Consider the following 21,255-nt stretch of genomic DNA (forward strand, 5'->3'; position numbering starts at 1 on the left):
CCGGTAATGATGTTTTATTTACAACAAAACCTCGTTTACGCGGGTGCAATTTAATGAATTATCAAAAATAATAAGATTTTAGTTCATATTTGTAATTTTTATAAAATATCGGGACACCTCTGAAATTACCGTTCTTTTTTCACTTAATTTTAGGCCGGACAGTATCCAACCTGAAACAGCATGAACAACATTACTTTACTGATATCCTGTAAGGATGCCGAAGGGATCATAGCTTCGGTGACGCGTTTTATTTTTGAAAAGAACGGCAATATCGTATATATCGATCAGCACGTCGATGCAGAGCACGGCATTTTCTTTATGCGGCTGGAAAGCCAGTTTGCCATAAGTCCGGGTACCCCGGAAGCCTTCCGCAGTGAATTTGCCGAAAACATTGCTTCCCGTTACGGCATGACCTGGGAACTGTATACCGACCGGAAGAAACCCGGAATGGCCCTTTTTGTTTCCAGGTATGATCACTGTCTTTACGACTTGCTGGGCCGGTATAATTCGGGAGAACTTCACACAGAGATTCCGTTTATCATCAGTAATCACAACGACCTGCGGTCCGTAGCCGACCGTTTCGATATCCCCTTTCACCATATCCCGGTGACACGCGACAACAAGGAGCAGGCGGAATCAGAGCAACTGCGCCTCCTGCAGGAAGCCGGGGTAGATTTTATCGTCCTGGCGCGCTATATGCAGATCGTATCTCCCCGTATCATAGACCACTACCCCGGCAGGATTATCAACATTCACCATTCCTTTCTCCCGGCTTTCCCGGGTGCCAGGCCCTATCATTCCGCTTTCCGGCGGGGTGTCAAGATCATAGGGGCTACCAGCCATTATGTGACGGAAGAGCTCGATGCCGGCCCCATCATAGAGCAGGATATCGCACGGGTCACACATACCCATTCCATCAATGACATGGTCATGAAAGGGCGCGACCTCGAAAAGATCGTACTGGCCCGGGCCGTAAAGCTCCATATTTCGAGAAAAGTGATGGTCTATAACAACAAGACTATCGTTTTTTCGTAGAAGGATAAACTCTCCCAAAAAAACTATATCTGTTCACTGTCAGTCCTGACTTCTTTGAAGCCAAAACGGAATACACTGAAATACATGGGGCTAACTTCGGATGATACCGCTAAATATTTACATATATTTGTTCTTTATACTGACGAACATGCTGATTTCTTTTACACTTCCTGATCCTGCATTACGTCCTTATGTAAAGGGGTATTTTTATATTGAATTGGAGGCCAAACCCAACGCCGCTCCTCTGGATATACATCCGGTTGGCTACAATACTATTGCTTTTACGTTAAACCCAAAGGTATTTAGCTCCAATGATAATGATTATGACTTTAGCTTGAGCTATCACGGTTATATATGCAAGCACATTTCACTTCTGCCGTTGACACCGCTTATCAAAATGATCGTCGTTTCTTTTACGGCTACGGGAGCAGCACAATTGTTCCGCATTCCACAACACGAATTGCTAAATCAGATCGTACCTTTTACTGATGTTTTTTCCGCCTCAAAAACACTGAACGCTCAATTGGAAGAAACAGATCCCTGCCAAAAACAAGCCTTGGTTCATATAGAAAAATGGCTGTTGCAGCAAATACCTGCTAAAGCTCCGTTTCTTTATTCCCCTAATATTGATGAGGCGTGTAAGATTATTCAATCCTGTGAAGGACATATCCGCATTGATGAACTCTGCCAAAAAGTCGGAATGTCCCAAAGATATCTGGAAAGTCATTTTAAAGAAATGATAGGCGTTTCTCCAAAACTATACTGCCGCATTTCCCGTTTTATTGCCGTATATCAGTCTATACTTCAAAACAGTCATGTCGAATGGGGTGAATTGGTTTACCGTTACCGCTTTTTTGACCAGGCTCATTTTATACGAGACTTTAAAGCCTTTTTTGGGTATTCTCCTTCCAAAATCCATTTGGCAAATAGCCATCTTACCAGGAAAATTATCTTGTAATTCCCTTTTTTCGAATTTTTACAATCTCCGCATTTTTTACTGATCTATATTCGCCTTACTGATTAAATTCCTTCAGGCAGGACTGAAAATTCCCTGCCTGGCCGGCAGGCAGGATTACTCTGTGCTCGTGGGGCAGACTGCTGTACGGACAGACATTGATCTATGGTATAGAAACCAATAGCCATCGGGATTGATATCATCCTGCTTGTATATACTGTTAACCCAAAAATATTCGAATGAACGCAAAATATTGTTTTTTGATCATTTTTTTGTTTGCCGGTGAATTGTCGATCTCCTGCTCAGGCCGATCTGAGGGTACAAAAAAGCAGCTCAAAAATGAAGCGTTTCCCATTCCTTATCCCGAAGAAGGTGATGTTATTACCGATAAATGGGATGGTACTTCCGGGCACCGGACTGTAAAATATCCGGACAAACAACATCGGGAACTCATCGACTTTTACAATGACTATACCTCCGGAAGCGACTGGAAACGTACAACATCAGGAAAGGGGGCTATACCCGCTGTTATTTACGTTCATCTCCACAAAGGATATACCATAGATATTGGCCCTCCGGACACACAGATGGCAAATGCCGTATTGATTTCGCTTTATGTGGCCGATTATTCCGATCTCTAAAAAACTTGATTGTGATGAAACATCCATGACTATGTTTTTAATCACGCAAAGGAATGATAATATGGATGTTCCATATGACCTTTGAAAAAACAATAAATATTAACACATGAAAATTTTACAATGGTTAACGGTTAAACAAAAACGGAGACTGCGGTGGTTTCCGGTATTGTCTGTACTCTCTTTATGGATAATGGGCTGTAGTAATGACGACGACAATCCCGGGTCCGAGCCACAATATCGGACCGATATATACGTGTGCGGAAGTGAATTCAATGGCAGTCACGATGTTGCAAAATACTGGAAAAACGGCGAAGGTATTGAACTGAGCGACGGTACCCACAGTGCAGATGCACATGCTATTACCGTGTCCGACAGCACGGTCTATGTGGCCGGGGCCGAAAAACACGACGGTTCTTATCGCGTCGCCAAATACTGGAAAAACAGTACCGCCGTACCGCTTAGCGACGGTTCCAGCCCCGCCGAAGCCTATTCCATTTTTGTGGACGGGAAAGACGTTTATGTAGCCGGCAGAGAAAAACCGGGATCAAATTACAGAGCTGTATACTGGAAAAATGGTGCTCAGGTAGCCCTGACCAATGGGGCTTATGATGCAAGTGCAACATCTATTACCGTACACAACGGCGACGTCTATGTAGCCGGTACCGAATCCAACGGCACGCGCGATGTGGCGAAGTACTGGAAGAACGGCACACCGGTGGTCTTAAGTGACGGTTCCATTCACGGTGATGCGAGTGACATTTTCCTTTCTGAAAACGACATCTATGTGGCGGGAAGAGGAACCTCTGGTTCCCGATACTGGAAAAACGGGGAGCCCGTGCCCCTTATACAGGAAGGTACCGAGGATCAATACGCCGCCGGCATTTATGTTTCCGAAGGCAATGTGCATGTTGTGGGAGGCGGGTATGGCGCTTCAAAGGAGATCGTATATTATTGGAAGAACGGCGATCCGGAGATTATAAGTAAACCTAAGGATGTTACGACCATGGCATCGTCCATTTTCGTACAGGAAAATGATGTGTATATATCAGGAACAGTGTACAACGGCAGTACAAGTTCTTACAGCGCTCAATACTGGAAAAACGGCGAAGTTATACCATTAGGAGAAGGCAAATATTCATCCTTTTCCTCTTCCATCTTTGTGACGAAAACCTTAATCGAATAAAAATTATAACAACATGAAGCAATTTTTACTTTTAGCTGTTTGCACACTGGGTTTTCTGTACAGTTGCCAGGACGACGATACCAATACAGACCCACAGATCGATCTGGCAGTAACATCTTTTGATTTTGAGATTGAAAAAACCTCGGAATTTGAGGGAAACATCCATTTTACAGCCGTCATAAAAAACGTGGCAGACGACTTCCGCTCCGGGGAAGGACAACAGTCGGTCTATCTGACTGAAAAACCGGCTGCCGGAAAATCAATTACACTGATCAGTAAGAAATTTAAAGACCTGGATGCCGGCGAGACCGTAGAACTGCAGTTTACCCATCAGGGATGGCGCGTTTCTAAAGAGTTTCCTCCCAGTTTTAAAGTACAGATCAGTTTTGATCCGGACTTGTATATAGACGACAACCCCCTGAACAACGATAGCAATTCGAATAACAACTTTAAAGAAATAACAGGACAGCAAATAAATACACGATTCTAAAAGAAATGATTATTACGTCTTTTAACTCGATGTCTGAACCAGAGTACCTGCAACTGAGAACAAAAACTTTAAACGTTATGAACAAACCAGTTTTCCATATTCTAAAAACAGGAATTGTCTTTTTACTGATTTGTGTGCTGACAGCGTGCAGCAGCGATGATGACAATACCGCCGAACCCGAACCAGCCCCGGAGGAGCTTATTCTCGGAAAGTGGTATTTTATCAAGATTATGGCTGCCGACGGTACGATACAATTTCCGGAAAACGATTGTGAAAAGCAGACCTATTATGAATTTGAAGCGGACGGAACGGTCTTGCAAGGCACCTATGTATTGGACGGGACGGAATGTAAGGGCAATACCGTCACGGCATCCTATGAATTGATTTCCGGCGGCGAAAAACTGCTGGTGACAACATCAGACGGCACAGCAAATATTATCGAAATTAGCACTCTGAATGGAAAGATATTAGAAATTATCAATACCGGAGGAATGAAAGGTACTTTCGAAAAAAGGTAGCCCTGTCATAAAAGACGAACCTTGAAGTAACTATTGAAAACTACGGACAACTTCAGTACCTTTACCAAAAAAATGTTCGTATGAAAAAAATAGCTTGCATCCTTACCGTATTCCTGTTGTTCTCCTGTGCCGAACTGCAACAGGTCGTCAACCAGATCCCTTCGTCTTCCGGTACCGGGACGGTCAGCAATACCGATATAGCCGCCGGTCTCCGGCAGGCCCTTGATATGGGAATAAAGAAACAGGTGAGCAAGCTCACACAGAAGGATGGCTTTTTTAAAAATGAAATGGTAAAGATCATGCTTCCGGCAGAATTGCAGAAGGTAGACAAGACACTTCGCGATGTAGGGCTGGGCAAGCTGGCCGACGAAGGGCTGAAAGTACTGAACAGGGCTGCCGAAGATGCCGTAAAGGAAGCCACTCCCATTTTTGTCAATGCGGTTAAAGGGATTACTTTTGCCGATGCCCGGGACATTTTACTGGGGGCAGACAATGCGGCCACCTCTTACCTGCAGCGCACTACCGAAAAACAGTTGTACGACAAGTTTTCCCCGGTTATCAATAATTCCCTCTCCAAGGTGGGAGCTACGGATGTCTGGGCCAACCTCATCAATAAATACAACACCCTGCCCCTCACCAGCAATGTAAACCCCGACCTGACCGACTATGTTACCGGGCAGGCCCTGGAAGGCGTGTTTACCATGATCTCGGTAGAGGAAAAGGAGATACGCAACAAGGCATCCTCAAGAACAACGGACCTGTTGAGGAAGGTTTTTGCCGTTCAGGATAAATAACAAACGGAACTGCCATACTTGCCCGTGGGATTATTAGTTCTTAGTTCTTAGTTGTTAGTTGCTGGTTATTGCACCCGAGTGCAGTGGCTTTGTCATTCCGACCGGAGTGCCTGTCCCGACCTTTTAGTCGGGGAGGAATCTCCGGCGTTCCCTTTATGCTGTTGAAGTTCCTGTGTGCCGGGGTGGAGATTCCCTGCCTGACCGGCAGGCAGGTTCACTTTCCCGATACTCGGTACAGGCTGTTCTGAATGACAATTTCCGGCTTCCGATCATTTCGTCGTTTGCAAACTGGCGATAGTATCCAGGCATTACTCCAATAACTCAATAACCCAACAACTCAACAAGTGTTAATTATATATTAAGTACACCGGTTATTCCCCCGATAATTAATAAATTGCTAATGCAAAATTAACCGGTGTATATTTTAAATATTCCGAATTTTGTGTTGTTCGTTTGAACTCCCATAAATGATTATTTGAGTTAGTTAGTTTGGAAAAAGGGGCCTTGCGGCCTCTTTTTTTAGTTGGTTAGTTCGTAGTTCCTTAGTTCGTAGTCAGTCATCAAAGACGTTCCCGGAGTTGCCGGAAATAATCGAAGGCCCTGGCCAGGCGGGAGCCGTACCAGCTGAACATTTCCCCGTCTACAAAGACCGTCTTTGCATGGTGGGTAAACCTTCCTATTTCAAAAGCGTGTTCTTCCTTAAAAGGATAGGGTTCCGAAGAGAGCAATACGATCTCCGGGTCTCCCTCCATACGTATCTTTTTCAGTTCGATTTCCGGGTAACGCTCCCGGTCGCCGTATATGTTCCGGAAATGGTTCAGGGTAAGGAGGTGATCTATAAAAGTATTTCCCCCGGCTACCATCCAGGGGTCTTTCCAGATAAAATACGCTGCTTTCAATACCGGTTTGTCCCGTATAAAGGCCCTGAAATCCCGTAACCGGTTATTGATCTTACCGGTAATACGCGAGGCCTCCGTACGGCAGGCAAACAGCTGCCCGTACTGCTTCACCAGTTCGAGGGTGTCATCTATGGTACGGATATCGGATACATGCACCGGGGCTATCCTGTTCAGTTCGGCTACCATCTCCCTTGTATTCTCTTCCTTGTTACAGAGAATAATATCGGGAGAGAGTTCCCTGATACGGTCGAAATGTACCTTTTTGGTACCCCCTACAACCGTCTTGACCGCCTTGAAATGATAAGGGTGTACGCAGAATTTCGTTATCCCGACCACTTGTTCCTCCAGGCCGAGGTCGTACAGCAATTCTGTCTGTGAAGGTACAAGCGACACTATGCGCACCGGGGGGATACGCTCCGGTTGCAGTATATTTCCCAGCTGATCTTTAAATACCTCCATAAGTATGCTGTTTCCGGAAATGGCATTCCCGGCAAATTACCTGTTCAGGATATGTTCCATCTGCTGTTGCAGTTCCCCGGCTGCTTTACGGGCCTGTGCTGCAAAATCCCTGTCTTTCGAGGCATATATAATAGCCCTGGCCGAATTGACCAGCAGTCCCACATCAGGAGTCATCCCGTATTTACATACTTCCTCCAGGCTTCCTCCCTGCGCACCCACTCCGGGAACCAGGAGAAAGCTATCGGGAATGATCCTCCGGATATCTTCCAGGTATTCGGCCTTTGTAGCCCCCACCACATACATCAGGTTACTGCTGTTGTTCCACTTCTTCGAGGTTTCCAGCACCTCTTTATACAGCTCCCTGCCTTCGAGTTTCCGGGTCTGAAAATCAAATGCCCCGCTGTTGGAGGTCAGTGCCAGCAAGATCGTATGCCGGTCTTTGAAAGCGAGAAAAGGTTCTACGGAATCCCTGCCCATATACGGGGCGACCGTTACCGAATCGAAGCCGAGATCCTCAAAAAATGCCCTGGCATACATAGACGAAGTATTCCCGATATCGCCGCGTTTGGCATCGGCTATGGTAAATATACCGGGATGATGGGCATTGAGATAGTTCATGGTTTTCCGCAGGGCCTCCCACCCCTTGACTCCATAAGCTTCGTAAAAGGCTATATTGGGTTTATATGCCACCGCGAGATCGTGGGTAGCATCGATGATCGCCTTGTTAAAGGCAAAGATAGGATCTTCCTCCTCCAGTAAATGCAGGGGAATCCTGTTAAGATCGACATCCAGCCCCACACACAGAAATGATTGTTTGCGGCGGATACTGGCAATGAGTTCCCGGGTTGTCATAGTAGTACAATATTATCGTTCACCCTTTCGTAAGGCAGACCGGCAGGCTTAAAGCACATCGCCTTCTTTCAGTTTTTCGGTATTTTCCACCAGCTTGAGTTCCCCGACAATCTTTTCGATGTCGCCATTGATGATGTTCTGCAGGTCGTAAAGGGTCAGCCCGATCCGGTGGTCGGTCACCCTTCCCTGGGGGTAGTTATAGGTACGGATCTTGGCACTCCTGTCACCGCTGGACACCATGCTTTTCCGCCTGGCGGCATCTTCTTCCTGTTTTTTGGCCAGCTCCCTTTCGTACAGGCGTGAACGCAGTACCTTAAGTGCTTTTTCGAGGTTTTTATGCTGTGATTTCTCGTCCTGGCAACGCACCTCTATCCCGGTGGGGATGTGCTGTAACTGTATGGCCGAATAGGTGGTGTTTACCGATTGTCCGCCAGGACCGGTCGAGGTGGTACGGATGATCTTGACATCGCCCATATCCAGCTCCACATCAAACTCCTCGGCTTCCGGAAGCACCATTACCGTCGCCGCCGACGTATGTACCCTGCCCTGTGTTTCGGTCTGTGGCACGCGCTGTACACGGTGTACTCCCGCTTCAAACTTGAGCGTTCCGTACACATCTTCTCCGTTGACCTCAAAAATGATCTCCTTGAACCCTCCCGAAGTCCCTTCATTAAAATCCACTACGTTCACGCGCCAGCCCCGGCTCTCGCAATACTTGGTATACATACGGTACAGGTCTCCGGCAAATATGGACGCTTCGTCTCCCCCGGTTCCGGCGCGGATCTCTACCATGGCATTTTTGGCATCTTCCGGGTCTCTCGGGATCAGCAGGTATTTGATCTCTTCTTCCAGTGCAGGGAGCTTTTCCCTGGCTTCCTCCAGCTGCATCCTGGCCATTTCCACCATCTCGGCATCGCTCCCGTCTTCGATAATCTCTTCGGCTTCGGCAATATTGTCCGTCAGCATTTTGTACTCCTCCCGTTTTTCCACAATGACACGAAGGTCCTTATACTCCTTGTTGAGTTGCACGTAACGCTTCTGGTCGGCAATAATATCGGGTTGTATGATCAGGTCTGAAACCTCATCAAAACGTTGTTTTACTATATTTAACCTGTCTAACATATACTCTGGTTCATTCGGTTCGCGAAATTAAGACTTTTTTGTCATTTCAGACCGTTTCTCCATACTCAAAAGTCCCGAATCCGCTCTTTATGGTCAGTCTCTTACGGTCTGAAGCTTCCACCTGCCCGACGATCTTGGCTGCAATACCGAACTCTTCCGAAATCCCGATGATATCGGCAGCCAGGGCCTCGTCTACATAGAGTTCCATTCTATGGCCGCAGTTAAACACCTGGTACATCTCCTTCCAGTCGGTACCCGACTGTTCCTGGATAAGCCTGAACAGTGGCGGCACATCGAAGAGGCGGTCTTTGACGATATGTAAATCATCTATAAAATGAAGTATTTTGGTCTGTGCCCCCCCGCTGCAATGTACCATTCCGTGAATTTCTTCCGGACCGTATTTCTCCAGGATCTTCCTGATTACCGGGGCATAGGTCCTGGTAGGAGACAACACCAGTTTTCCCGCATCCAGCGGACTGCCTTCTACCTTGTCGGTGAGTTTCACCGCTCCCGAATACACCAGCTCTTCCGGCACTGACGGATCAAAACTTTCCGGGTATTGCTGCGCGAGGTAACCCGCAAACACATCATGCCGCGCCGAAGTCAGCCCGTTGCTTCCCATCCCGCCGTTATACGTTTTTTCGTAGGTAGCCTGCCCGAAGGAAGCCAGGCCCACGATTACATTGCCGGCCCTGATGTTGGCATTGTCTATAACGTCTTTCCTGCGCATCCTTGCCGTTACCGTAGAATCTACGATTATGGTACGCACCAGGTCGCCCACATCAGCCGTCTCCCCGCCTGTGGCGTGGATCTTTACCCCGAATGCTTCCAGCTCCGAAATAAGCTCTTCGGTACCGTTGATAATGGCTGAGATCACTTCTCCCGGTATGAGGTTCTTATTGCGCCCAATGGTGGAAGACAGCAGTATATTATCGGTAGCCCCCACACATAACAGGTCGTCTATATTCATGATAAGGGCATCCTGGGCAATTCCCTTCCACACCGAAATATCTCCCGTTTCCTTCCAATACATATATGCCAGGGAAGATTTGGTACCCGCTCCGTCGGCATGCATCAGGATACAGTATTCTTCATCGCCGGTAAGGTGGTCGGGGACCACTTTGCAGAACGCCTTCGGAAAAAGGCCCTTGTCTATATTCTTAATGGCATTGTGCACATCCTCCTTGGAGGCCGAAACCCCTCTTTGCGAATACCGTTTACTTACCGAACCACTCATAATACATCTGATTTGCCGCAAAAATACACAATTTCATACTGAACTCGCAGGGCAGTGCTAAAAGTTCTTAGTTGGTAGTTGTCAGTTCATAGTCTGGTTCCAAGCAGAACAGGGAGACCTTATCGCTGTTAAGGGCTCCCTGTATCTGAAAAAGTTTTGCAAAAGACTACTTCACAAACAGCAGTTCCCTGTACTTGGTAAGGGTCCACAATTCGTCATCTACCAGTAATTCGAGTTTATCACAGTGATAACGTATTTCATCGAAATAAGGTTTTACCCTGTCGCAGTAAGCTTCTGCTTTCAGTTCCGCACTCTTGATCACGTTGGCTTTCTTGCGCTCATCGATCATGGCGGTAACCTTGGAATTGATCTCGGCTATATGTCCTGAAATATCCTCGATCAGGTCCAGCTGTTCGGAAGCCACCTTCTTGAAATCCGATCCGAAAACTTCCTTGAGCCCCCTGACATTCTCTATGAGTACATTCTGGTACCTGATCGCAGTAGGGATCACGTGATTACGGGCAATATCCCCAAGTACACGGCCTTCGATCTGCAGTTTCATGGTATATTCTTCCAGTTCTATTTCATACCTCGCCTTAACCTCTACCTTGTTCAGCACCTTCATCTCCTCAAAAAGGGAAATTGATTTCTTGGAAATAAGGGCCTTGAGGGCTGCCGGGGTATTCTTGTGATTGCTTAGCCCTCGTCTCCCCGCTTCTTTTTCCCAGGCATCGCTATACCCGTCACCTTCGAAGCGGATACGGCGCGAAGATTTTATATATTCCCTGAGCACGTTAAAGATGGCCTCATCCTTTTTGAGCTTTTTCTTGCTGACCAGGGCATCGACTTCTTTCTTGAACTCCACGAGCTGTTTGGCCACTATGGTATTGAGCAGGGTCATCGGCTTTCCGCAATTGGCCTTGGAGCCTACGGCGCGGAACTCGAATTTATTACCTGTAAAGGCAAAAGAAGATGTCCTGTTCCTGTCGGTATTATCGAGAAGAATTTCCGGGATCTTGCCTACTACGTTCAGTTTGAGATCCGTTTTTTCCTGGGGCGACAATTTACCGTTGGACACATCTTCAAGTTCCTCAAGCACCTTGGTCAGCTGCTCTCCTATGAAGATGGACATAATGGCGGGCGGGGCTTCGTTGGCCCCCAGCCTGTGGTCGTTGGTCGCCGATGCCACGGATGCGCGCATCAGTTCCTCATACTGGTCAAATGCCTTGATGGTATTGATAAAAAAGGTAAGGAACTGCAGGTTTTTCATCGGGGTTGTTCCCGGACTGAGCAGGTTTACCCCCGTATTGGTAGCGAGCGACCAGTTGTTGTGCTTTCCGGAGCCATTGACACCGGCAAAAGGTTTTTCGTGGAAAAGTACCTTGAAGTTATGACGGTCGGCTGTCTTGTCCATAACATCCATCAGGAGCGAGTTATGGTCTACCGCAAGGCTGGCCTCCTCAAAGATGGGTGCCAGTTCAAACTGGTTGGGGGCCACTTCGTTATGCCTGGTTTTTACCGGAATACCGAGTTTCATACACTCCATTTCCAGGTCGCGCATATAATTGACTACGCGGTTCGGAATGGAACCGAAGTAGTGATCGTCCAGTTGTTGCCCCTTGGCAGAGACATGCCCGAGCAACATACGGCCGGCCTGTACAAGATCGGGACGGCTGTAGGCCAGTGTCTTGTCTACCAGGAAATATTCCTGCTCCCAGCCCAGGGTTGCCGTTACCTTGGTCACGCTCTTGTCAAAATAACGGGCCACATCGGTCGCAGCAACGTCAATGGCCTGAAGCGCCCTTAAAAGCGGGGCCTTGTTATCCAGGGCCTCTCCGGTATAGGAAACGAATACGGTAGGGATACACAATGTATCTGCATAGATATAAGCCGGGGAGGTAGGGTCCCAGGCCGTATATCCCCTGGCTTCAAAAGTATTTCTTATTCCCCCGTTCGGGAAGCTCGAGGCGTCAGGCTCCTGTTGCACCAGCTGTCCGCCATCGAATTTTTCGATCGCCATGCCTCCACCGATAGGTTCAAAAAAGGCATCGTGCTTTTCAGCAGTGGCCCCGGTGAGAGGCTGGAACCAGTGGGTATAGTGGGTAGCCCCTTTAGAAAGGGCCCAGTCTTTCATTGCAGCTGCAACCTGATTGGCTACTCTCCTGTCGATCTTTTCACCAAATTCTATCGCCCTCATCACCCCGACAAAGGCTTCCTTGGTCATAAACTGCCGCATGGATGCCTCGTTAAATACATTCTCTCCGAACAGTTCCGAACGCCTTACCGTTTCCTGTACGGGAACCGCTGTTCTTCCGAAGGTTGCCTGAATCGCTCTGAATCTAATTGTTGCCATATAGTTTTTGTTGGTTATTAATTTCTTTTGATATTCATCTATACTTAACTTACTATATAATTTCACTCACCTATACCCCTGCATGCCGTTACAGGTTGTTCCTATCGGACGCTTCCCAAAAGCTGCCTGAACCACTACGAAAGAGTCCAAATTTAAAAAAAAGATGCTTTTTTATTGAAGACCCCCGTAAAAAAACACCGCATAACACAAAAAAATATCAATCCGTTAGTTTTACCCCCTGATTCAAACAACACCCTTTATATTTTACTGCAAATACTCTCATGTATACACATATCACAAAAACACAAAATATATTTTACAATTATTTCAACAACACCCCATAAAAAACACACATAAAATCAAAAATACATCATTAAATAAAATTATACCCCATATTTTTAAGGGGGTTATTTAAAAATATATTACTTTTACACCACCATTCAGATATTAGTGTTCAATTTAAATTATGAAATGACATGAGCAGAGCTAAACTTGAGTATATATGGTTAGATGGTTATGTGCCGACGCAAAGCTTGAGGAGCAAAACAAAAATCGTAACTGATTTTTCGGGTAAACTTGAAGACTGTGAGATGTGGTCTTTTGACGGTTCGTCGACGGAACAGGCGGAAGGAAATTCTTCAGACTGCCTGTTGAAACCGGTATTCTTATGTCCCGACCCGCAGCGTAAAAACGCTTATCTTGTGATGTGTGAGGTTTTAAACCCTGACGGAACAGCACATATCTCCAATGGCAGGGCCACCATCGATGACGATGATAATGATTTCTGGTTTGGATTTGAACAGGAATACTTCCTCTGGAACCCTGAAACCAATAAGCCTTTAGGATTTCCGGCTAACGGATATCCTGCCCCGCAGGGACAATATTATTGTTCCGTAGGTGCTCAGAATGCTTACGGAAGAGAGATCGTCGAAGAGCATCTGGATGTATGCCTTGAGGCCGGTATCAATGTAGAAGGTATCAATGCCGAGGTAGCTGCAGGACAGTGGGAATTCCAGATATTTGCGAAAGGCGCGGCAGAAGCCGGAGACCAGGTATGGGTAGCCCGTTACTTCCTGGAAAGGATTTGTGAAAAATACGGAGTAGCCGTAAACTGGCATCCGAAACCACTTGGTCAGCTCGACTGGAACGGAAGTGGTATGCATGCCAACTTCTCCAACGACATCCTGCGTACCTGCGCAGACAAATCCGTATATGAAAGTGTATGCGAGGCTTTCCGTCCGGTGGTCACGGAACATATCGAAGTATACGGAGCTGATAATGACCAGCGCCTGACCGGTAAGCACGAGACTGCTTCCATTCACGATTTCAGCTATGGTATCTCCGATCGCGGAGCTTCCATACGAATTCCCATCGCCACGGTAGAACGCGGCTGGAAGGGATGGCTGGAAGACCGCAGACCGGCTTCCAATGGCGATCCGTATAAAATTGCAGCACGAATCATCAAAACTGTAAAGTCAGTGGAAATAAATAATGCCGTTGCCGTATAAACAGCAACAGGCCTACAATTCTGTTTTTTGTGTATAATTAGCAAAACGCCGGTTCTTTCTCTACTCTCAGACCGGCGTTTTACTTTTCACCTTACCCTCCTGACCGCTTTCCCTGTCATCCCGAGATAGTGCTTTGTCATTCCGAACGCAGTCCCTCCCGGCCGGTACTATTTGGTTATTAAGTTATTTGGTTATTAGGTTATTGAGTTATTCAGGCAACACCACACTCATTATCTCATTATCTCATTAAATCGTCAGATAGACAAAACAAGCGTAAAGCCCCAGCAGGATAACCCCCTCCAGCTTGCCCAGTCTCATGTTCCTGGGCATTATGACGAGTAACAATATCAGGAAGGCATATCCCAACATCCAGAAGATATCTGAATGGATCAGGCGTTCATCACTTGCCCTTACGGGTGTTATCATGGCGGTTATACCCAGTACTGCGAGAATATTAAATACGTTAGACCCGATCAGGTTGCCCAGGGAAATAGCTTTTTCCTTGCGCAATACGGCAATGATGGAGGCTGCCAGCTCGGGAACACTGGTACCTACGGAAACAACGGTGACGGCGATCACGCGTTCACTGACCCCGTAATGGGCCGCAAGCCCTACCGCTCCCCTGATCAGCAATTCTGAACCTCCCCAGAGCGCTGCTCCTCCTATAAGAAGGAACAGGAAAATTCTTAATGGCGCCGGTACACTTCCTTCCATGTCCGCAACTTCATCCGGCACCTCCTGCTTGCTGCGGAACATCACCAGCAGGAACAGGATAAGGCCGGAAAACAGGATAATCCCTTCCCATCGCTGAAGTACCCCGTCGAAATAAATCAGGCCGAAAAACAACAATGACGTAATGATCAGGGCAGGCCAGTCCAGCCGGTAAAAGCTTTTTTGCACCTCTATATTTCCCAGAATTACGGTAAGCCCGAGCACCAGGCCTATATTGGCTATGTTAGAGCCTACGACGTTCCCCAGTGCTATGTCGGGAAAACCATCCAGGGCAGATTTCACACTTACGATAAGTTCGGGAGCGGAAGTAGCAAAAGAGACTACAGTCATCCCGATCACCATTCTCGGGATATGAAGCCGTAACGACAGGCCTACGGCGGCACGAAGCAGCCAGTCTCCCCCGATAACCAGCAATACCAGTCCGATAATAACAAAGAGAAGGTTCATTAGTTTCTTAGTTCTTAGTTGTTAGTTATTAGTTGTTAGTTATTAGTTGTTAGTTTGTCATTCCGACCGCAGTGCCTGCCGGCCGGACAGGCAGGTTCACTTTCCCGATGCTCGGTACAGGCTGTTCTGAATGACAACTTCGGACTTCCTGCTTCGCAATCCCGACTCCCGACTTCGGACTTCAAACCATTTCATCGTTTACAAACTAACGATAGTTTTTTTATTACGTTGTGCGAAGATAGAACTTTTGAAAACAGCACAAAACCTCCCGGTTCTTTTAATCTTCACCTGAACGGCTTTACCTATCTTTGTACGGTTTAAAAAGAGATTTATGCATATCAGGACAGACCCTTTTGTACTTGCTCTTGCCGGAAGTGTGGCTCTGGCCGCAATCTTTCCGGAAGCCGGAACGGATGACAGCCCCGTTCCGCTGCAAACCATCAGCAGTGCGGGAATATCACTGATCTTCTTTTTTTACGGGCTCAAGCTCAGTCCGGACAAGCTTCGAAAAGGACTTGCCAACTGGAAACTTCACATCGTTGTACAACTATCCACCTTTGTCCTTTTCCCGCTGCTGGTACTTGCGGCATATCCCTTTCTCCGGGGTGCGGAACAACACACATTATGGCTTGCCGTTTTTTTCCTGGCTGTTCTTCCTTCTACGGTCTCCTCTTCGGTAGTCATGGTTTCCATGGCCGGGGGAAATATTCCGGCAGCCATTTTCAATGCAAGTCTTTCCGGTATACTCGGAATCATTATTACTCCCTTATGGATTTCCCCTTTCCTCGGACCGGCACAGGGATCACAGGATTTCGGACATATCTACTCCCAGCTGGCTTTCGAGGTTATCCTCCCGGTAATCACCGGAATACTGCTCCAGAAATATGCAGGACGCCTCGCCGACCGGTACGGCCGTCAACTCAGTCTCTTTGACAAGGCGATTATCCTGATCATCGTATACAGAAGCTTTGCAAAATCTTTTTATTCCGGACTTTTCAGCCAGATACAATGGTCAGATATCGCTGTACTGATCACTGTTTCACTGCTGCTGTTCGGTCTCGTATACGGAAGCATTCACCTCATCTGTACAGCGCTCCGCTTTAATCGTGAAGACCGTATCACGGCAGTGTTCTGCGGATCAAAAAAATCACTTGTGCACGGTACGGTCATGTCTAAAGTACTCTTTTCCGGCGCCGGTATTGCCGGTATCGTACTGCTACCGCTAATGCTGTATCACGCCATGCAGATATTCCTGGTGAGTATCATCGCCAGCAAGATGGCCGGAAAATCGCCTCAGGATCGGTAAGCCGTGGTATTGGTTACACTTCACGCCTCTCGGCTCAGGCTACTCCAAAACTGGTATTTGTAAATAGTTTACCCTAAATTTATCGCATGAAAAAGCTAATAATAATAATCCTGTGCATTTCAGGAATAGGTTGCAATACCCATTACGGGCAACTCACTGTTGTGACAAGGCTTCCCAGGGAACTCCGCGAGAATTCGGGTATAGAAAGTACCTCGAGCGACGGTACCGTATGGGCTATCAATGACTCGGGAAACAACAACTCCCTGTACAAGGTGGGACGGGACGGGTCGTTGTTACGGGAAATCAGTATCCGGCATTCGGAAAACACCGATTGGGAAGAACTGACCAAAGACAGGGACAACAATCTCTATATAGGTGACTTCGGCAATAATGACAACAAGAGAAAAGACCTTGCCATATATAAGGTTTCCGATGTCAACAACATACACGGCAACACGGCACAGGCTGAAAAAATCACTTTCGAATATCCCGAACAGAAAGATTTTCCCCCGAAAAAGAAACACAGGTATTTTGATGCCGAGGCATTTTTCCATTCCGGGGGCTACTTTTACCTGTTTACCAAAAACCGCTCCAAGCCATTTGACGGGGTCTGTTACCTCTATAAAATACCCGCCGTTCCCGGGCATCACCTGGCCGAACGTATCGGTGAGTACACCTTCTGCAAGGACAAGGACCGCTGCAGAATTACCGCCGCGGCCATTTCTCCCGACGGTAAAACCGCAGCATTGCTGGGCCATGAAAATATATGGCTGTTCTCAGGTTTCGAAAACGACAATATCTTCAAGGCCACCCGCAAGGAAAACATAGCACTGGAACATTATTCCCAGAAGGAAGGACTCTGCTTTACCGACAATCACACCCTTCTGGTCAGTGACGAGGAAGAGGGAAGTTCGGGACGAAATCTTTACGAATTCAGATTACCGGAAGATTGAGCCACCGACATCGTCCCTGAAAGACCGGCTATGAAATACATGAATACATCCGGTAACCTGCACTCAGACAATTAAAAATTAAATCCCATCGAAAACATCACCCTGTTCCCGTCCTTTGAGTTGAAAAGGCATACATTGGCAGTAAACATGTCGATGGCATTGAGATACAGTCCGCCACCCGCCGCATTATGCCACCGGCCGGAATCGTCGTTTCCGATCCATACCCTCCCGTAATCAAAACCGGCATAGGTTCCCAGAGTAACAGGGAACAGGCCCGTCCGGAACCTGGTAATATTGACCCTCAGGTCGTTATTATTGTAAAAGGAGGTCCTTCCCGTAAACCGCTGGTTCCGGTACCCCCTCAGCCCATCGGTTCCCCCGATGGCAGCTCCCTGATAAAATTCGAACTCCCTGCCCGTGTTAAAGCGGGCCTTGAACTTGGTGGCAAAAACCACATTGCCCCTGACGTCTACCGGAAGCGTAAAACGCAGCTGGGGGGTGAAATAGAAGAAATCCCTGCTGTTTTCAAGATTAGACCGGTATCCGGCGGTAATATCAAAATGCATGCCCAGGGCAGGCAGAGAATTATTGTCAAAATTGCTGTACCCGTAAGACATCTCGGCCCCGAAGAATTTCTGCCAGTCAAACAATGCCGCATCCTGTGCCAGGCTGCTTATATACCTGTCCGGGGTCCTGTCTATTTCCACGGTTTCGAAAACCGGGCCTATTTTAAAATATCCTCCCCGATACCCCTTCCATGCCATTTTGGGCGACAGGCCGAAACTGCTCATACGCACCCGGTTATAATCCATTCCCGCTGTATCTTCCGGGTTCTCGCTTTCGTTCCCGTACCCGAAGTAATTCACGGAAAAGAGCGGACTGGTAAAACGGGCATCCGCTGCAAAACTCCAGTTACCGGTAACCTCGGCGATCTCCCCCGAATAGTTCAGGTCAAAACCTCTGGTGGCAAAGTAATACCCTCCTTTTATGCTGTGCTGTGAATTATACGGGTCCCGGCGCAGGCCCTTGACGGTATAGGTATATTTCAGTCCGAGTTTCACCCCGTCGTCCGGGTTGTACCCGAAGTCGGGGAACAGCTGCCCGGCAGCGGTCCTGACTTTTTTATAGTCGTAGACATTGAGATCGTAGTTATCGGAAATACGGGATCTCACCTTACTCTCGAAGGTATTGGGCTTGGATTTGTAGTCGTAAACGGTGATGCGCTTCCGGTTTTCCACGCGGTATATGTCATTGTTCTGGCCACCGAGTATTTTGACTGGGATCTCCCTGTCACCATTTCCCCTCACCTCAAACACATCGTCATCATCGAGCCCGTACAACCAGATCTCCCTGGTCTCATCACGGTCAAAGGTAAGATCTATAAATTTGTTTTCCTTTTCTCCCTTAACAATCCGGTAAGCTTCTACGGCGGTTTTCCCGCCGGGCTTTCGCGTGATTATAAAGTGATCGTCCTTATCCGTTCCGTAAACCACGGGATACTGTTTCAGCAACCGGTAATACGATGCGGCCATTTCCGCCAGGTGTTCCTTGCGCTGTAGCATGACATCCCTGATCTCCCGAAGGTTCTCCCGGTCCATTTCCGGGGGCAGCAGGGCGAAGGCCCGGTTTATGACCTCCTGGTCTATACGCTCGTAAATATAACGGGCCTCTTCCTGCCAGTCCTTCAGGCTGTGGTCGTTGAGTACCGCCATGTCCAGGGGAAAGGGTTCGAAGTTAAACCACTTGAGACTCCTGATCTCAGGGGTATAATTCTGCATCAGCCGGGTAGCGGGGATCATGCGGGTAAGCAGCCCCAGGACAGGGCCGTCGAAATCGGAAAATACCTGGTCGCGGTCTCTCGGCACCGGTTTGTACAGGGTTTTCCCGTCTTCTTCCCCGGCCTCTGCCCACCGCCACTGGTCGCCATGCCTGTCCCAGTCACCCAGCAGCATATCAAACAGCCGGGAACGGATATACAAACGCTCGTCTATTTTATTTTCGTCCTTCCTCCTGAGTTTTTTAACCATATCGGTGGTACTGATGATCTTGTCGGAATACGCAAAGCTTTCCAGCCTTCCATGACCGTCGGTCACCCTCTCCTCTATGAGATACAGGGCATCGCCATAGCGGTCGTTATACTGCCCGAGCGCCTTTTGCCGGGGAACGTAATACAGCTCCGGATTGGCGTGCAATACTCCCACGGCATCAGACAATTCGCCTACGGCAAGCGCAGCATACGGCAGGGCCGTCGTGTAGAAATCCAGCAGCAGTGATTCGGTATACGAATCCCTGAGGTCATCTTCTATATATTGGTCTTTAAAAGCCACAGCCTGTAAAAACCTTATGGCACCCTTTCTCACCTCGCGCATCATATACTCCCTGCCATCCTTATCTTCCAGTCGCAGCGAATTGGTCTGATGCCCGCCGCCGGACCTCAGGGGGGTAAGCCCCCCGTAGAGGGTGTCCAGCAATACCGTCCTGGCTTCAATCTCCTTACCGTATTCTTCCCGGTAATGGTCTCCCCACAGGGTACGGTACAATTTGCTTTTCTCTACTTCCTTTTTCTCATAAATGGCCGATTTCACCTTTTCGGGATATACGTCCGGCCATTCCCGGTTTTCCTTATCCCCTCCGCCTTCCCGGACCACTACAGAGAACAGTGGTTGTAAAAAATCGTTTTCCTGCCCGTAAAACCTGGCTACAGCCCTGCCGCTTGCCGAGACTTCCAGCTTTACATATCCCTGGCCCCCGTATGAAAACAGACCGTCTTTCCTTATACCGGCAGGAGCGGTCTTGGAACCCGACCCACTGACGATCACAGGTATGCCCTGGCTTACCATATACTGCAGATTGTGCTCATGGCCGGATACAAATACCACGTTATCAGTCTGCCGGGCCAGGGTAAAAAGCCTTTTGGTCAGCTCCCGATAGGGCCTGCTCTGTATATCCTGGGGTGAAATGCCACTGGTCATCCTCACCAGGTTGATCAATGTTCCCACCCCCGGCAGGGGCACACTGTTACCCACGGGAAAAAGCTGCTGTTCCAGGGAAAACTGCCCCCCGTGCCCGCCGTTGCTCAGCAGGGGGTGATGTATGGCGATAAGCAGTAGTTTTCCCTGGGATTTATTGATATACCCCTCTACTTCTTCAAAAAACTGTTCCCTGGTACGGATGTCACAGTCGTCATTTACGGTAGGATGCTTGTCCCAGTCTTCCAGGAACCACTGCGAATCTATCACCAGGAGATCGACATCTTCGCTGATCTTGTTCCGCTTCAGCGGACAACCGTCTTCCGGGAGGAACGATTTCTTTCCGAGATGGTCCTCTACCCGCTTTTCCTGTCGCTTGAGCCCATTCAGTCCGTCGGAATACCAATCGTGATTTCCAGGAATAAAGATAACATCTCCCTTAAATCCGGATGCTGCCCCGGTCTGTATATCGATACGGTATTCTGCCAGTTCCCTGCCCTTGTCTTCCTTGTCCGGCATTCCGGAAGGATATATATTATCGCCCAGAAAAATGGCCGTACTGTGTTCCGGGGCACGGGCCAGTGCTTTTTCAAAAGCGGCCAGGGCAGAAGATTTTTCTCCCACAGGCGAGTTTCCCGCATCACCGATCAGGTAAAAGACATGCGAGATACTATCGGGGCTGTTTACCGGCCGGGACCGGTCTGCACTTTTATAACGCGCCTTATACGTAGTACAGGAAGATATCAATACCACCAATACTCCCAAAAAAGCGGTTTTTTTAATTTTTATCATACGAATAAAA

17 protein-coding genes are annotated in these 21,255 nt (G+C 47.9%); 10 read left to right on the plus strand and 7 right to left on the minus strand.

What is annotated here, in order from left to right; translation table 11 throughout:
• Nucleotides 1-180: 180 nt before the first annotated feature.
• The 7 genes from purU (at nt 181) to DN748_RS10565 (ending at nt 5,616) form a co-directional block, all read left to right on the plus strand.
• Entirely contained in the window at nt 181-1,035 is an 855-nt protein-coding gene (gene purU, locus DN748_RS10535; protein ID WP_112371769.1) for a formyltetrahydrofolate deformylase, read from the plus strand.
• A gap of 148 nt (nt 1,036-1,183) precedes the next feature.
• Nucleotides 1,184-1,993 carry an AraC family transcriptional regulator gene (locus DN748_RS10540; RefSeq protein WP_161554537.1) on the plus strand — a complete coding sequence of 270 codons (810 nt, stop codon included), beginning with the start codon at nt 1,184-1,186 and terminating at the stop codon, nt 1,991-1,993.
• 257 nt (nt 1,994-2,250) lie between these two features.
• The gene (locus DN748_RS10545) at nt 2,251-2,631 is read left to right on the plus strand and encodes a hypothetical protein (RefSeq protein ID WP_112371771.1); all 381 of its coding nucleotides are present in this window, start codon (nt 2,251-2,253) and stop codon (nt 2,629-2,631) included.
• Between the two features lie 106 nt (nt 2,632-2,737).
• Entirely contained in the window at nt 2,738-3,814 is a 1,077-nt protein-coding gene (locus DN748_RS10550) for a Kelch repeat-containing protein (RefSeq protein WP_112371772.1), read from the plus strand.
• Nucleotides 3,815-3,827: 13 nt separating this feature from the next.
• Nucleotides 3,828-4,304, plus strand: coding sequence for a hypothetical protein (locus DN748_RS10555; RefSeq protein ID WP_112371773.1), 477 nt, complete (start codon nt 3,828-3,830; stop codon nt 4,302-4,304).
• Between the two features lie 77 nt (nt 4,305-4,381).
• Nucleotides 4,382-4,822 carry a lipocalin-like domain-containing protein gene (locus DN748_RS10560; protein ID WP_161554538.1) on the plus strand — a complete coding sequence of 147 codons (441 nt, stop codon included), beginning with the start codon at nt 4,382-4,384 and terminating at the stop codon, nt 4,820-4,822.
• A gap of 80 nt (nt 4,823-4,902) precedes the next feature.
• Nucleotides 4,903-5,616, plus strand: a complete 714-nt coding sequence (locus tag DN748_RS10565; RefSeq protein ID WP_112371775.1) for a DUF4197 domain-containing protein — start codon at nt 4,903-4,905, stop codon at nt 5,614-5,616.
• Nucleotides 5,617-6,176: 560 nt separating this feature from the next.
• Here the strand turns inward: DN748_RS10565 and DN748_RS10570 are convergent.
• The 5 genes from DN748_RS10570 to DN748_RS10590 form a co-directional block, all read right to left on the minus strand.
• Nucleotides 6,177-6,974, minus strand: coding sequence for an ABC transporter substrate-binding protein (locus tag DN748_RS10570; RefSeq protein WP_112371776.1), 798 nt, complete (start codon nt 6,972-6,974; stop codon nt 6,177-6,179).
• Nucleotides 6,975-7,010: 36 nt separating this feature from the next.
• The gene (pyrF, locus tag DN748_RS10575; RefSeq protein WP_112371777.1) at nt 7,011-7,826 is read right to left on the minus strand and encodes an orotidine-5'-phosphate decarboxylase; all 816 of its coding nucleotides are present in this window, start codon (nt 7,824-7,826) and stop codon (nt 7,011-7,013) included.
• Nucleotides 7,827-7,874: 48 nt separating this feature from the next.
• Nucleotides 7,875-8,948 carry a peptide chain release factor 1 gene (gene prfA / locus DN748_RS10580; protein ID WP_112371778.1) on the minus strand — a complete coding sequence of 358 codons (1,074 nt, stop codon included), beginning with the start codon at nt 8,946-8,948 and terminating at the stop codon, nt 7,875-7,877.
• A 46-nt stretch (nt 8,949-8,994) separates the two neighbouring features.
• Nucleotides 8,995-10,185 carry an AIR synthase related protein gene (locus tag DN748_RS10585; protein WP_112371779.1) on the minus strand — a complete coding sequence of 397 codons (1,191 nt, stop codon included), beginning with the start codon at nt 10,183-10,185 and terminating at the stop codon, nt 8,995-8,997.
• Nucleotides 10,186-10,351: 166 nt separating this feature from the next.
• Nucleotides 10,352-12,538, minus strand: coding sequence for a glutamine synthetase III family protein (locus tag DN748_RS10590; RefSeq protein ID WP_112371781.1), 2,187 nt, complete (start codon nt 12,536-12,538; stop codon nt 10,352-10,354).
• 476 nt (nt 12,539-13,014) lie between these two features.
• Here DN748_RS10590 and DN748_RS10595 point away from each other — a divergent pair, with 476 nt between their 5' ends.
• The gene (locus tag DN748_RS10595; protein WP_112371783.1) at nt 13,015-14,046 is read left to right on the plus strand and encodes a glutamine synthetase beta-grasp domain-containing protein; all 1,032 of its coding nucleotides are present in this window, start codon (nt 13,015-13,017) and stop codon (nt 14,044-14,046) included.
• Nucleotides 14,047-14,292: 246 nt separating this feature from the next.
• Here the strand turns inward: DN748_RS10595 and DN748_RS10600 are convergent, their stop codons facing one another.
• Nucleotides 14,293-15,225 carry a calcium/sodium antiporter gene (locus DN748_RS10600; RefSeq protein ID WP_112371785.1) on the minus strand — a complete coding sequence of 311 codons (933 nt, stop codon included), beginning with the start codon at nt 15,223-15,225 and terminating at the stop codon, nt 14,293-14,295.
• A 331-nt stretch (nt 15,226-15,556) separates the two neighbouring features.
• Between DN748_RS10600 and DN748_RS10605 the strand changes: the two genes are divergently transcribed.
• Entirely contained in the window at nt 15,557-16,531 is a 975-nt protein-coding gene (locus DN748_RS10605; protein ID WP_112371787.1) for a bile acid:sodium symporter family protein, read from the plus strand.
• Between the two features lie 86 nt (nt 16,532-16,617).
• Entirely contained in the window at nt 16,618-17,484 is an 867-nt protein-coding gene (locus DN748_RS10610) for a hypothetical protein (protein WP_146746595.1), read from the plus strand.
• A gap of 71 nt (nt 17,485-17,555) precedes the next feature.
• Here the strand turns inward: DN748_RS10610 and DN748_RS10615 are convergent, their stop codons facing one another.
• Nucleotides 17,556-21,245 (minus strand): metallophosphoesterase, encoded by a 3,690-nt coding sequence (locus DN748_RS10615; protein ID WP_112371791.1) that lies wholly within the window; start codon nt 21,243-21,245, stop codon nt 17,556-17,558.
• Nucleotides 21,246-21,255: the final 10 nt, after the last annotated feature.

The sequence above is a fragment of the Sinomicrobium soli genome (assembly GCF_003285545.1).
Taxonomy (GTDB): Bacteria; Bacteroidota; Bacteroidia; order Flavobacteriales; family Flavobacteriaceae; genus Sinomicrobium.